Source organism: Nocardia sp. NPDC049149 (genome assembly GCF_043197455.1).
Classification (GTDB): Bacteria; Actinomycetota; Actinomycetes; order Mycobacteriales; family Mycobacteriaceae; genus Nocardia.
On record NZ_JBICTD010000007.1, the window covers coordinates 347,456 to 361,697 of the forward strand.

Below are 14,242 nucleotides of genomic sequence, written 5' to 3' on the forward strand. Positions count from 1 at the left end.
ATCCGATGCGCTCCCCCGCGGGCCCGACGGTCCGGCACCTCCGGCGACACCGTCTGCGTCGACGACCACCACTCGCGGCGACACCCCGAGCACCACGGACTGACAGTCGCACCTCAGCCCCCCGCGACCAGACTTAGGACCATCAATGCCACCGCTTCGTTCACGCACCACCACCATCGGCCGCAATGCCGCAGGCGCCCGCGCACTCTGGCGCGCCACCGGCATGACGGACTCCGACTTCGGCAAGCCGATCGTCGCCATCGCGAACTCCTACACCCAGTTCGTGCCCGGCCATGTGCACTTGAAGAACGTCGGCGACATCGTTGCCGAGGCGGTGCGCGCCGCGGGCGGCGTACCACGGGAATTCCACACCATCGCCGTCGACGACGGCATCGCGATGGGTCATGGCGGCATGCTCTACTCGCTGCCGTCGCGCGAGATCATCGCCGACTCCGTCGAATACATGGCGAACGCGCACACCGCCGACGCGCTGGTGTGCATCTCCAACTGCGACAAGATCACCCCCGGCATGCTGAATGCCGCTATGCGACTGAACATTCCGGCGGTGTTCGTGTCCGGCGGTCCGATGGAGGCAGGCAAGGCGGTGGTGGTCGGCGGTGTCGCGCAGGCGCCGACCGACCTGATCACCGCCATCTCGGCGAGCGCGAATCAGGCCGTCTCCGAAGAGGGTCTGAGCGAGGTCGAGCGGTCCGCCTGCCCGACGTGCGGTTCGTGTTCGGGCATGTTCACCGCGAACTCGATGAACTGCCTCACCGAGGCGCTCGGCCTTGCCCTGCCCGGCAACGGTTCCACGCTGGCCACCCATGCGGCGCGGCGCGCGCTGTTCGAGCGGGCGGGCACCGTGATCGTCGACATCGCCAACCGCTGGTACCGCGAGGACGATGCGTCGGTGCTGCCACGAAATGTCGCCAACGCCAAGGCTTTCCGCAACGCGATGGCGCTCGACGTTGCGATGGGCGGCTCGACCAACACCGTGCTGCACACCCTGGCCGCCGCGCAGGAGGGCGAGGTCGACTTCGACCTGCACACCATCGAGGAGACCAGCCGCCGGGTGCCGACGCTGTCGAAGGTGTCGCCGAACTCGGACTACCACATGGAAGACGTGCATCGGGCGGGCGGCATCCCCGCCATCCTCGGCGAGCTGCGCCGGGCCGGTCTGCTGGAGACCGATGTGCACACGGTGCACACGCACAGCTTCGACGAGTGGCTCGACACCTGGGATATCCGCTCCGGCAAGGCCTCCGAGGAGGCGATCGAGTTGTTCCACGCCGCGCCGGGCGGGGTGCGCACGGTCGAGCCGTTCTCCACCGCGAACCGCTGGTCCTCGCTCGACACCGACGCGGCCGGCGGCTGCATCCGCGATATCGAGCACGCGTACACCAAGGAGGGCGGGCTTGTCGTGTTGCGCGGCAACATCGCTCCCGACGGCGCGGTGCTCAAGACGGCGGGTATCGACGAGGAGCTGTTCACCTTCCAAGGGCCTGCGCTCGTCGTGGAATCGCAAGAAGAGGCCGTGTCGGCGATCCTCAACAAGCAGATCAAGCCCGGCGACGTGCTCGTCGTCCGCTACGAGGGCCCGGCGGGTGGGCCCGGCATGCAGGAAATGCTGCACCCCACCGCATTCCTGAAGGGCGCCGGCCTCGGCAAGCAGTGCGCGCTGATCACCGACGGTCGCTTCTCCGGCGGCACCTCCGGCCTGTCCATCGGGCACATCTCGCCCGAGGCGGCCAGCGGCGGCACCATCGGACTGATCGAGAACGGTGATCAGATCCGCATCGACGTCAGCACCCGCGCGCTCGAGGTGCTGGTCGACGACGCGGTCCTCGCCGAGCGCCGCGCCAAAATGGAAGCGGCCGAACGGCCTTGGCAGCCGGTCAACCGTGAGCGGCCGGTCACCACGGCGCTGCGTGCGTACGCCGCACTCGCCACTTCGGCCGACAAGGGCGCGGTTCGTCACGTGCCGTAGACCAACGCAGACCTGATCTGCCAACGGCGCCTCTCCCCGGAGAGGCGCCGTTGTCGTTGTCGCCCAACCTTCCTCAGCTACACCGTCGTAATGCACCACTCGCCGAACGTCCAATGAGATTGCGGCGCTGTCGAGTTCCGGGATCGACAGACGAACGGCGCCCCTCGATAGCCGAGAGGCGCCGTGGTTCGGACTGAGGTTTTAGTCGAACGGGCCGATGCCCGTGAAGGGGTTGCCGCCGTGCAGGTACCAGTAGGCGCCGACGGCCGCCGCTACGGCAAGCAGCAGGACGACGAACGAACCGGCGAATGGGCGAGTGGCCCAGCCGCGGTTGCGGTCGAAGGCCAAACGGCCAGGGCCGGTGAGGATGATGACGGCGGCGGCGCCGGCGAGGATGCTTTCGAGCTCGACGCCGGACTTCACGCCCGCGTTGTATTGGAAGCCGGGGATCATGCCCTGCTTCCACGCCCACGCGTCCAAGATGACCGCGAGAATCGCGCCCGCGGCCAGCGGAGTGGCCAGACCTAGGACCAGTAGCGCACCGCCGCCGAGTTCGCCGACGGTGACCAGGATGGCCGACAGGGTGGGGTGATCCCAGCCGCCGTTGTCCATCATGTCGCGGGTGCCGTCGAGGCCGGGGCCGTGGAACCAGCCGGTCAGCTTCTGCAGGCCGTGGTAGACGAAGGTGCCGCCGACGATCAGCCGCAGCAGGAACAGACCCAGATCCAGTGTGCCGCGCCGACTCTCGCCGTTGCGGCGACGCAACCGGCCGGTATCGCTCGGCGCGTTCGCGGCGGGCGGGATGCTGGCATAGGCATACGTCGGGGTGTCCGCGCCGACGGACGGCACATCGGGCCCCGGATCGAGGCCGAGTTCATCATCCGTGCGCGGCACGTCCTTGCTGAGCCGGGGGAACTGCTCGGTCGGCGAATCGAACGGGCTACTCACACCTCGACCGGTGGACGACACCGCCGACTGCTCGGCCATGGTCGGCGTGGAACGTTGCGCCGCCGAGGGTTCGGTTGTGTCTTTCGGCTTCTCGGTCACGGCCAATACCCTATGCTGCGCGGCCCCCCAACGGGCCGCAAACCCTGCGGCGTGGGGCCGCCGGATTTTGCCGAGCGGGCGACTACCGCCCCCCGGGACGGGCGGACGCAAAGCTATTTCCGTAACGTCTGTGCTATGAGGTTGGTTGTCGTTGGTCGCGTTGCTGCGAGCTTGATGCTCGGGTCCGTGCTGGTCGGTGGGTGCGCGCGGTTCGACGATTCCGCGTCGAGCCCGTTCACGCCGGAACCGACGCTGCGTGGGGCGAACATCGACCCGAAGAAACCGTCCCAGGCGCCCACGTCGACGACCAGACCGAGCGGGCCGTGCATCGACCCCGACCCGGCGGTGGTGGCGACGTGCCTGGACACGACCGGCGGGCTGGTCGCGGTCGGCGACGGCGCACTGGTCGCCGAGCGGCGCACCGGACGGATCCTGAAGGTGGTGCCCGAGATGCCGCCCGTCGAGATCACCCAGATCGATGTCGACGGTTCCGGCGACGGTGGACTCAGCGACATCGCGCTCTCCCCGACCTTCCGCGAGGACGGGCTGATGTACGCCTACATCACCACGCCGAGCGACAACCGGGTGGTCCGGATCGCGCAGGGCGGCCCGCCGAAGGCGATTCTGACCGGAATCCCGAAGGGTCCCACCGGAAATCACGGCGCCATCGACTTCGCCACCCCCAACCAGATGCTGGTGCTCACCGGCGACGCGGGCGATCCGGGCGCCGCGAGCTCGGCGTCCTCGCTGGCGGGCAAGCTGCTGCGGGTGAATTCCCCATCGCCGGGCGCGACCGCGGAGATCGCCGTCTCCGGCATCGGCATCGCCGGTGACGTCTGCCGGGACAGCAGGGACAGCATCTGGATCACCGACCGCACCCCGGTCGAGGATCGGCTGCAGCGCCTCGGCAGCGACGGCTCGGTGACCACCGCGTGGACCTGGCCGGATCGACCCGGCGTCGCGGGCTGTGCCGCCGCGACCGATGGCGTGGCGATCGCATTGACCAGGACCAAAGCACTGGCCATCGCCGCGGCCGACGAGAAGACGCACGCCGTCACCTCGGCGCCGACCCTGACCGCGCAGGACAAGTACGGTCAGCTCGGCGGCGCAACGGCAGGCCCGGACGGCAGCATCTGGGTGGGCACCGTCAACAAGACCGACGGCCAGCCCGGCCCCAATGACGATCGCGTGGTGCGCATCCCGCCGCCGCAGGCAGGTGGCGGCGGCCCCGACTAGGCCGCGCACAAAGGGCCGACTCCACGGAGTCGGCCCTTTTGTTTGTGCTGAGTGACGGCCGAATCTGCTACCCGGCCAGCCGATTCAGCTGCAGGCGGCGATGACCAGTTCGCGCACACGTGCGGCGTCGGCCTGACCGCGGGTTGCCTTCATGACGTCGCCGACGATCTTGCCCGCGGCCTGCACCTTGCCGGAGCGGATCTTCTCCGCGATGTCGGGGTTGGCGGCAAGCGCCTTCTCGACCTCGGCCTGCAGGGCGCTGTCGTCGCTGACCATGCCGAGGCCCTTGGCCTCGACGATCTTGCCGGGGTCGCCCTCGCCTGCCAGCACGAATTCGACGACCTGCTTGGCGACCTTGTTGTTGACGGTCTTCGCCTCGACCAGGTTGATCACCTCGGCCACCTGGGCGGGCGTGATCGGCAGCTCCGCCAGCGAAACCTCGCGCTCCTTGGCCTTTTCGGTGAGGAAGGCGACCCACCAGGAGCGCGCCTCGTTGGCCGGGGCGCCCGCGTCGACGGTGGCGATGATGAGATCCAGTGCGCCCGCGTTGACGAGGTCGCGCATCACCTCGTCGGACAGGCCCCAGTCGGACTGGATGCGGGCCCGGCGCAGCCACGGGTACTCCGGGATGGTGCCGCGCAGCTCCTCGACCCATTCCGCCGCCGGCGCAACGGGTTCCAGGTCGGGCTCCGGGAAGTAGCGGTAGTCCTCGGAGGTCTCCTTGATGCGGCCCGACGAGGTGCTGCCGTCGGACTCGTGGAAGTGGCGGGTCTCCTGCACGATGGTGCCGCCATCGGCAAGCACCGCGGCCTGGCGGCGCATCTCGAATCGGACCGCGACCTCGACGCTCTTGAGCGAGTTCACGTTCTTGGTCTCGGTGCGCGTCCCGAATTCCTTGGCGCCGATCGGCATCAGCGACACGTTGGCGTCGCAGCGCAGCGAGCCCTGCTCCATCTTGACGTCGGAAACGTCGAGCGAGCGCAGCACCTCGCGCAGCGCGGTCACGTACGCGCGCGCCACCTCGGGCGCGCGCTCCCCCGCGCCGGTGATCGGCTTGGTGACGATCTCGACCAGCGGAACGCCCGCGCGGTTGTAGTCGAGCAGCGAGTGGCTGGCACCGTGGATGCGACCGGTCGCGCCACCGACGTGGGTGGACTTGCCGGTGTCCTCCTCCATGTGCGCGCGCTCGATCTCCACCCGGAAGGTGCTGCCGTCGTCGAGCAGCACGTCGAGGTGACCGTTGGTGGCGATCGGCTCGTCGTACTGGCTGATCTGGTAGTTCTTCGGCTGATCGGGGTAGAAGTAGTTCTTGCGCGCGAACCGTCCCCACGGGGTGATCGAACAGTTCAGCGCGAGCCCGATGCGGATCGCCGATTCCACGGCCTTCTCGTTCACCACCGGCAGCGAGCCGGGCAGACCGAGGCACACCGGGCACACCTGGGTGTTCGCGTCCGCGCCGAACTCGGTCGGGCAGCCACAGAACATCTTGGTCGTGGTGGACAGTTCGACGTGAACCTCCATGCCGAGCACCGGCTCGAACCGGGCGATGACATCGGAGTAATCCATCAAGTCGACTGTGGGTGCACTCATGCCTGCGCCTCGCTGCCGCTCGGCTCCGCCATGACCGCACCCGCTCCGGTGGCTGTGCCTATTGTTCGCTCGCTGCGCTCGCTCATGCTGCACAGTCTATGTAAGCCCTCGAGCGGCGGCGCAGTGGGCGTCAGCACCTACTTCGGCGGGATGTGCGCGACCAACCAGCCCGTGACGTAGCTGAGCACCTCCGGGGCAATGGTCGTCTCGATGCTGGCGTATTCGTCGGGCTTGCCGGTGTCGGTGGGCTGCATCAAATGGTTGACGCCGGGGATGACGTGGACGGTGGCGTCGGGGTCGGCGGCGAGATGGTCGCGCATCGGCTGTTCGCTCTGCGCGGGCGGCACCTGGAGGTCCTTGCCGCCGAAGAACGCGAGCACCGGAATCCGCAGCGCCGACAGTGCAGGCGCCGGATCGTAAGCGGTCAGCGCGGCCAGATACGGCGTGATGGTCGCGTCGACCTCGGCATCCGGCTTGCGCTGGTCGGGCGGCAAGGCTTCGTTCGCTTTGCGCGCCAACGCCTTCGCACCCGCCAGGTCGCCCGCCTTCAACAGGGCCGACAGCTCGGCGGCGTCGCGCACCTGTTTCTCCACCTCTTCGGGAGGTGCGCCGTTCGCGGTGAGGATCACGCGGGTCTGCTCGACGATCACCTCGGCGCCGGACACACCGGGCCCGGCCATCAGGATGGCGAAGGCGACGCCGCTGTCCGGCCGCGAAGCCACCAGTGGCGCAAGGTAACCGCCTTCGCTGTGGCCGAACAGGCCGATCCGGGCCGGGTCGACATCCTGGCGACTGCGCAGGAAGCCGACGCCGGCCAACGCATCGTTGGCCAGGTCGGTGTAGTTGGCGTCGTCCAGCTTGCCGCCGGTGCCGCCGACACCTCGGTCGTCGGTGCGCAGCACGGCGTAACCCGCCCGCGTCAACGTGTCCGCGATCAGCAGAAAAGGCTTGTGGCCGAACAGTTCCTCGTCGCGGTTCTGCGGGCCGCTTCCGGTGATCAGCAGCACCGCGGGGAAGCGGCCGGTGCCGCTGGGCTTGGTCAGCGTGCCCGCGATGGTGAGGTCACCGCTGCGGTAGGTGACGTCCTCGGACTGGTACGGGAACGGCGGTTTCGGTTCCTGCGGACGGTTCAGCGGGGTGACCTTGCCGCGCTGCAACGTGACCTTGAAAGTCTGTCCGCTCTGGACGAAGTCGCCGACGATCCGGTCGCTGGCTTGGTCGTAGCGGCCGTCGAACTTCGCCGCACCCGGCACGTCGGGAATCCCGAAGGACACCCCGTTGCGGCTGGACTGCACGTCCTTCAGCGGGGCCGCGTGCACCCCTTGCAACGGGATTTCGATGGTGCCCGAGTCCTGGCCGGAGAAGGTCACCCCGATCTCGAGCGGCTGCCCGGGAATCTCCAGCGTCCCATGCCAATCCCCGGTGGTCGGCTCGGGCGGGTTCGAATCCGACGAGCATCCTGCGACAAGCACGGCGATGACGAACAGCGCCAGCGCTCCGACCCGATGACTGCGCATGAGATCAACAGTACCGCCGACCATTTGGACACCTGTCTGGTCAGCGAAGCGCGTGCCAGGTCGAGCACCGACGACTCAGCCGAAGAAGGCTTCTGACTCGCGGTAGCGCTCGTCGGGGACCCGCTTGAGTTGCTTGGTGGCCTCGGACAGCGGGACGAGGTCGATGTTGCTGCCGTGCAAGGCGACCATCTGGCCGAACTGGCCTGCGTGGACTGCCTCCGCGGCGTGCAGGCCGAAGCGGGTGGCGAGGACGCGGTCGTAAGGGGTTGGGCTGCCGCCGCGTTGGACGTGACCGAGGACCGTGGTGCGGACCTCCTTGCCGATGCGGCGTTCGATCTCGGCGCCCAGTTGCTGGGCGACGCCGGTGAAGCGCTCGTGGCCGAATTCGTCGATGCCCCCTTCGCGCAGCGCGAAGCCGGAATCCGGTGCGGGATGGGAACCTTCGGCGACAACGCAGATGAAATGCTTGTCGCCGCGCTGGAAGCGGCGCTTGATCATGGCGCACACCGCGTCCACGTCGAAGGGCACCTCGGGCACCAGGGTGAGGTGCGCGCCCGCCGCCATGCCCGCGTTCACCGCGATCCAGCCTGCGTGGCGGCCCATCACCTCGACCAGCATGACGCGCTGGTGTGATTCCGCGGTGGTGTGCAGCCGGTCGATCGCCTCGCTGGCGATGCTCAGCGCCGTGTCGTGGCCGAAAGTGACGTCGGTGCAGTCGATGTCGTTGTCGATGGTCTTCGGCACGCCGACGACCGGAACGCCCTCGTCGGACAGCCAGCTCGCCGCGGTGAGCGTGCCCTCGCCGCCGATCGGGATCAGCGCGTCGATGCCGTTGTCGTCCAGCGTCCGTTTGATCCGGCCGAGTCCGGCGCGCAGCACATCGGGATTGGTGCGTGCGGTGCCGAGGATGGTGCCGCCCTTGGTGAGCAGCCGGTCGGTGCGGTCGTCGTTGTGAATCTGAATCTTGCGATCCTCCAACAGACCACGCCAACCGTCCTCGAATCCGACGATCGCGTCGCCGTAGCGGCCGTTCGCGGTGCGAACGACGGCACGGATCACCGCGTTCAGTCCTGGGCAGTCGCCGCCTCCGGTCAACACTCCGATGCGCATGGCCGCTATCTTGCCCTTTCGGACATCGCGCGGCAGTCCCACCCCCGAAAAGCCTGGGTAACCGCGATGGCTCAATAGACGTAGACCAGCGCGTTCACACCGCCGTGACAGGTGACGAGACCATCGCGAGTGGTGCAGTCCATGGTGTAGGGCTGCAGCGTTTTCGGGCTGACGGCCTCGACCTTGCGGGTGCCGTCGGTGTCCGGCCCTTGGCCGTAGGACTTGCGGACCTCTTCGGCGAACTCGCAGGTGGTGGCGGAATTGCCGATCGCGGAGTATTGGAAGCGGCCGAACGGCGGGTATTTGGTCTCGCATCCGGAGGCGTTCGGTGGGACCGGCGCGAGGGTCGTCGGTGCGGGGCCGCTGCTGCTGAATTGATCACGCAACTGATCCCGCATCGTCCAACCAACACCCGCCGCAAGCGCGACCAGAACGACGGCACTGGCCAGTAGGAACAGTCTGCCCCGTCGTTTGGGGCGAGCTGACGGCGCCGAAGTAGCAGACTCGCGCTGAGCGGACTTGCGACTGTCCTCCGGCTCGTCCACGGCGCCGCTCGACTCCCCCGGCGGCAGGACGCGGCTGCTGCCGCGCGGCGGGACGGTACCGCGGTGCGATTCCTCGCGCGCTCCGCCACCTGTCGTCTCACGTACCGGACCCGGCTGGTGACGACCGGCGACACCGCGCCCCGCGCCGACCTGGCCCGGCACCGCCACGTCGACACCGCCCCGATCGGGCTCGCGCCGCACCGGTTCCGGCGTCGATTGCCGAGGCACCGCGTCGGTCGGCAGCGCATTGCGGCTGAGCCGATCCGGCCCGAGCGCCGGAAACACAATGGTGGGCGGCGCTTTCGGCCGCATCATCTGATCGGTCGGCAACTCGGTCACCGCGACGACGGCGCGCCCGGTGAGGGCCGAACGCGCGGCCGAGGCGAGCCCGCCCGCGGTCGCGTAGCGCGCGGTGGGTTCCTTCGCCATGCCGCGCACGACCACCTCGTCCAACGCGGCGGGCACGCCTGCGCGCTTGGCGCTCGGGCGCGGCGGCGGCATCGAAAGATGCGAGTGGATCAGCACACTCATCGCGTTGGCCGGGAAAGGTTGCATGCCGGTGAGGCATTCGTAGAGGACGCAGGCGAGCGAGTAGACGTCCGCGGTGCCGGTGACCGGGCCGTGCTCGAACCGCTCGGGCGCGATGTAGCTGTAGGAGCCGACGGCGCCGGCATCGGTGCCGGTCAGCTCGGTGTCCCTGGTCGACCTGGCGATGCCGAAGTCGGCCAAGTAGGCGAAGTCCGACGCGGTGACCAGGATGTTGGCGGGCTTGACGTCGCGGTGCACCAGGCCCTCGGCGTGCGCGGCATCCAGTGCGGCGGCGATCTGCTCGATGATGTTGATGGCGCGCAGCGGGCTCAGCGGCCCCGCCCCGCGCAGCACCGAGCGCAGGTCGTGCCCGCGCACCAGCCGCATGTCGATGTAGAGCACGCCGTCGATCTCGCCCCAGTCGTGAATCGGGATGACGTGCGGCTCGGCCAGCCGCGCGGCCGCCTGCGACTCGCGGCGGAAGCGCTGCTGGAACATCGGGTCTTTGGCCAGATGGGTCGGCAACAGCTTGACCGCGACCACCCGGTCCTTCTCCGTGTCGTATGCCTCGTAGACCTCGCCCATACCGCCTCGGCCCAGCAGCGAGCGCAGCTGGTAGCGACCGAATCGAGTCCCGATCCTCGTCGGCGGTCCGTTCACCCCGATACCTCCACCTCACGTGCGCGACCCCGGCACACCGCAGCGGTAGGCCCGGTGACCTACATCCGATATGTCGGGAATTTCAGGGGTAGTCGTTACCCGGTCCAGTGTGCTTGATCAGGCCGGACACTTGCCGCCGGCGAGCTCGCCGAGGTGCTGGGAAATAGCACCGGCGAGCTTGTCCAGCAGTGTCATGCCTTCGGAGAACGCACCGGAGTCCGACTGCGCGGCAAAGGCGACCGCGATCTGTCCGCTCGGCGTCGAGAGCAACCCGAACTGGCGAACCAGGTACGCACCCGAGGCGTCCGGGCCCCAGCCACCCTTGAACTCGGCGCCGGAGAACACCCCGAGCCCCCAGCGCTGGCTCGGCTGGACCTCTTCCATCAGGCTGACGACGGGCCCGGACTGCGGCAGGCACGGCAGCCGCGAGGCGAACCGAACCTGTTCGGCCAGTGACCACTCCGCCTGACCGAAGGCCGAATGCTCGGGTCGCGCCCTGGTGGCGGGCACGGTGGTCTTGGTGTCGCCACCCTCACGCAGCACCGCCTGCACGGCCTGGGCGGCCTCCTGATTGCTGCCGAGCGATTGCCAGAGCGTGTCGGCGGCGGCATTGTCGGAGGCGGTGATCGCGGCCTGCGCGGCATAGGTCGAGGTGCCGGGATTGCGGCGCAGCGCGGCAATCGTCAACGGCACCTTCATCGTCGACCAGGCCGGACCGGTGGTCCAGTCGCCGAAGGTGATCGCCTGGTCGCCGCCGACCGGCATGATCGCCATGCCGAAATGTCCACGGGCAACGGCCTGCAACTCGACCACGCTCGCCGCCAAGGTGCCTGGCACGGTGATGGACAGACCCTTTTGGTCCGCGTGCGACGCGGCCTGCGTGATGCTGGTCTGATCCTCGTCGGATTTGTCCGTGCCGGTGCCGCACCCGGCCACCAGAAATACTGCTAACGCCGCACAGCCCATTGCTTTTCGCACACGAGCCGGACGGATTCGATCAATAAACATAAACCACCGCGTTATCGCCGCCACTGCACGTGACGAGCTGCCCTTCGCTGGCGCAATTCATCGTGTAGGACCGGCCGGTGACCGGACTGGTCGCCACCACCGAACGGGGCGTTTCCCGCGAACCCGCCGTGCTCACCGCAGCGTACGCGCGCCGAACTTCCTCGGCGAAGGCACAACTCGTCGCGGCCGAGCCGGTGGCGGACTGGGTGAAGGCGCCTGGCACCGCATCGCCTTGGCCGCAGGCCTTCGCGCCTGCGGGCAAGGTGACCGCCTTCGGCTTACCCGGAGTGGAGGTGACCGGCGGCGTCGTCGACGACGCGGACCTGGTGGGCGGCGGCGGCGCGGCCTGCGGGCTCGCAGGCGGCAGCGTCGCGGCGGACTCGCGGTCCGCCGTCGGCGCGACGTTGCGCGAGCTGAACACCTGCCACCCGATGGCGCCGACGACGGCGATCACCACGATCATCGCCACCGCGGCGAGCAGCGGCAGCACGATCGAGCGGCTCTTGCTCGACCGGTCGGCGGTCGGCGCGTACGGATCGTCGGGGTCGTCGTAGTAGTAGTCGTCGTCCGCGTAGCCCTGGTCTTGCGCGTAGCCCTGCTCCTGCGCGTAGCCCTGATCCTGATAGTCGCGCTGGCTGGCGTAGTTGCTCTGCCGCGGATGATCGGCGCGCGCATGACCGCCCTGCGCGGAATACGCGGCGGGGCCGAGGAATTCGGTCGGGTTCGCCGAGGCGTCCGGCGGCGAGTAGCCACCGGGGGCCGAATAGACCTGGGTGGCCGAGTGATCGGGCGGATAGTCGTCGGCGGGCGGTGGCGCCGCCGGTCCATCCGGGAAGCGTCGCGTCTCGTACTGCTGCGGGTCCGAATAGGCCGGGCCGTCGACGTACGGCTGGTCGTTCGAGTATGCCTGTGCCCCGGGGTGTTCCGAGTAGGCCTGCGGGTCGGCATAGGCCGGGGTTTCCGGCTGCTCCGAATAGGCCTGCGCGCCGGGCTGATACGCCTGCGGGTCCGGGTATCCCTGCGCGCCAGGCTGATTCGAATACGGCGCCGGAGCGGGATAGGCCGGTGTCCCCGGCTGCTCCGAATAGCCTTGCGACTCTTGATCCGAATACAGATGCGCGTCGGGGAACGGCCGCATCGGCGGCAACGCCTGATCCGGCGTCCACCGCGGCGGCGGGGCGAACGGCTGCACCACCTCGTGCTCCGAGGTCAGCGGCATGAACTGGGTTTCGGTCGCGGACACCACCGTCGGCCCGTTGAGCCGGATCACCGCGGAGATCTCCCCCGTCGACTCCGGCGACTGCTCGGGCGCACGGACCACGAGCATCGGTCCGGTCGGCGGAGGCGGAGGCACGGGCTTGGTCTGCTGCGGTGCCTGCTCGGCGGCCTGCGGCGCGGGCACACCGGGGATGGGCGCACCCGTCAACGCGGCACGCGCGGCCCCTGCCATCGCCGACGCGGTCGGCCAGCGGTCCGCCGGGTTCTTGGCCATGCCCCGCGCGATCACCGTGTCGAGCCCCGCCGGAATCCCCGCATCCTGCGCGCTCGGCCGCGGCGGCGGATCGGATAAGTGCGACCGGATCAGCACGTTCATGCTGGCCGTCGGGAAGGGCGACGCACCCGTCAGGCACTCGTGTAAGACGCAGGCGAGCGAATAGATGTCCGCGCGCCCGGTGACGTCGCTGACGTCGAAGCGCTCCGGAGCCATGTAGATGTAGGAGCCGACGGCCGTGCCGACCATCGTGACGGCGCTGTCGCCCTCCGTGTGCGCGAGGCCGAAGTCGACGAGGTAGGCAAAGTCCGCGGCGGTGACCAAGATGTTGGCGGGCTTGACGTCACGATGCACCAGACCGCCCGCGTGCGCCGCGTCGAGCGCGCCCGCGATCTGCTCGATGAGGCCCACCGCGCGGACCGGGCTCAGCGGCCCCTCCTTGCGCAGCAGGGTGCGCAGATCCACGCCGGGCACCCGGAGCATGTCGATGAACAGCACACCGTCGATCACGCCCCAGTCGTGAATCGGGATGATGTGCGGTTCGGCGATCCGAGCGGCCGCTTGCGATTCGCGCCGGAACCGGACCTGGTAGACGGGATCGCCCGCGAGTTCCTGGTGCAGCAGCTTGAGCGCGACTATCCGGCCCTTGGCCGTGTCATAGGCCTCATAGACCTCGCCCATGCCCCCCTTGCCCAGCATCGACCGCAATTCGTACGGCCCGAACCGTGTGCCGGTTCGCGGCCCAGGTGTCTCCACCCCGTCAATCCTCCACATCCCGGGCCAGGAGTGCACGCCTAGATCTCGCGAACGCCTGCCCGTCAAAGAGTGGATTCTCCGGGTGTCACCACCCCGTGGTCAAACGCAAAGACGATCGCCGCGGCCCGATCCCGCAGCTCCAGCTTGCCGAATATGTGTCCGACATGGCTTTTCACGGTCACTTCCGAGATGCCGAGTTCGCGGGCGATTTCGGCGTTCACCCGGCCGCGCCCGATCAGTTCGAGCACCTCGTACTCGCGCGCGGTGAGATCGGAAAGCCGGGCATTCGGACGTACCGGACTCGGACGCACCGTCCGGTATGCCGTCAGCACCCGCTCGGTGACGGACGGGTCGAGCCAGGCGCCGCCCGTCGCGACCATGCGCACCGCGCGAATGAGGTCCTCGGCGGGCGAGTCCTTCAGGATGAACCCGGCCGCGCCCGCCCGTAACGCGCCGGAGAGCAGCTGGTCGTCGTCGAAGGTGGTCAGCACCAGGACCGGCGGCGCACCGTCGCGGGCGCGCAGCAGGCGGGTGGCGTCGATGCCGCCGACCCGTTTCATGCGCAGGTCCATCAGCACCACGTCCGGGCGTTCCTCGGCGACCGCGGCGAGCACCTCGTCGCCGTCGGCGCATTCGGTGACGACGAAACCGTCACGCCGCCGCAGGATCCGGCGCAGGCCGCCGCGGACCAGCTCCTGGTCGTCGACCACCAGCACGGTCACCGGGTCCTCGGCGCCCGCCGGCGATGCCGCCGTCACCCGATCTC

The 14,242-nt window shown here is 69.0% G+C and carries 10 protein-coding genes; 2 read left to right on the top strand and 8 right to left on the bottom strand.

The genetic code is table 11. From position 1 onward, the window contains the following. Positions 1 to 145 precede the first annotated feature (145 nt). Positions 146 to 1,987 carry a dihydroxy-acid dehydratase gene (gene ilvD / locus ACGFNJ_RS29250; protein ID WP_393455026.1) on the top strand — a complete coding sequence of 614 codons (1,842 nt, stop codon included), beginning with the start codon at positions 146 to 148 and terminating at the stop codon, positions 1,985 to 1,987. Positions 1,988 to 2,188: 201 nt separating this feature from the next. Here the strand turns inward: ilvD and ACGFNJ_RS29255 are convergent, their stop codons facing one another. Continuing rightward, a complete protein-coding gene (locus tag ACGFNJ_RS29255; protein ID WP_393455029.1) occupies positions 2,189 to 3,034 on the bottom strand; it encodes a DoxX family protein in 846 nt (281 codons plus the stop codon). A gap of 135 nt (positions 3,035 to 3,169) precedes the next feature. On the opposite strand from ACGFNJ_RS29255, the gene ACGFNJ_RS29260 reads away from it, so the two are divergent. Beyond that, a complete protein-coding gene (locus tag ACGFNJ_RS29260) occupies positions 3,170 to 4,270 on the top strand; it encodes a PQQ-dependent sugar dehydrogenase (RefSeq protein ID WP_393455032.1) in 1,101 nt (366 codons plus the stop codon). Positions 4,271 to 4,354: 84 nt separating this feature from the next. Here ACGFNJ_RS29260 and gatB read toward each other — a convergent pair whose 3' ends face one another. The 7 genes from gatB to ACGFNJ_RS29295 form a co-directional block, all read right to left on the bottom strand. Beyond that, complete coding sequence (gene gatB, locus ACGFNJ_RS29265) at positions 4,355 to 5,860, bottom strand: Asp-tRNA(Asn)/Glu-tRNA(Gln) amidotransferase subunit GatB (protein ID WP_393455035.1); 1,506 nt, start codon at positions 5,858 to 5,860, stop codon at positions 4,355 to 4,357. A gap of 137 nt (positions 5,861 to 5,997) precedes the next feature. Then, entirely contained in the window at positions 5,998 to 7,377 is a 1,380-nt protein-coding gene (locus ACGFNJ_RS29270) for an alpha/beta hydrolase family protein (protein WP_393455038.1), read from the bottom strand. Positions 7,378 to 7,452: 75 nt separating this feature from the next. Further along, on the bottom strand, positions 7,453 to 8,487 hold the full coding sequence (locus ACGFNJ_RS29275) for an ATP-dependent 6-phosphofructokinase (protein ID WP_393455041.1): 1,035 nt from the start codon (positions 8,485 to 8,487) through the stop codon (positions 7,453 to 7,455). Between the two features lie 71 nt (positions 8,488 to 8,558). Next, entirely contained in the window at positions 8,559 to 10,220 is a 1,662-nt protein-coding gene (locus tag ACGFNJ_RS29280) for a protein kinase (protein ID WP_393455044.1), read from the bottom strand. A gap of 117 nt (positions 10,221 to 10,337) precedes the next feature. Next, a complete protein-coding gene (locus tag ACGFNJ_RS29285) occupies positions 10,338 to 11,156 on the bottom strand; it encodes a hypothetical protein (protein WP_393455047.1) in 819 nt (272 codons plus the stop codon). A 61-nt stretch (positions 11,157 to 11,217) separates the two neighbouring features. Next, positions 11,218 to 13,494, bottom strand: a complete 2,277-nt coding sequence (locus ACGFNJ_RS29290; protein ID WP_393455050.1) for a protein kinase — start codon at positions 13,492 to 13,494, stop codon at positions 11,218 to 11,220. A gap of 44 nt (positions 13,495 to 13,538) precedes the next feature. Further along, the gene (locus tag ACGFNJ_RS29295; RefSeq protein WP_174567697.1) at positions 13,539 to 14,234 is read right to left on the bottom strand and encodes a response regulator transcription factor; all 696 of its coding nucleotides are present in this window, start codon (positions 14,232 to 14,234) and stop codon (positions 13,539 to 13,541) included. Between the last annotated feature and the right edge of the window lie 8 nt (positions 14,235 to 14,242).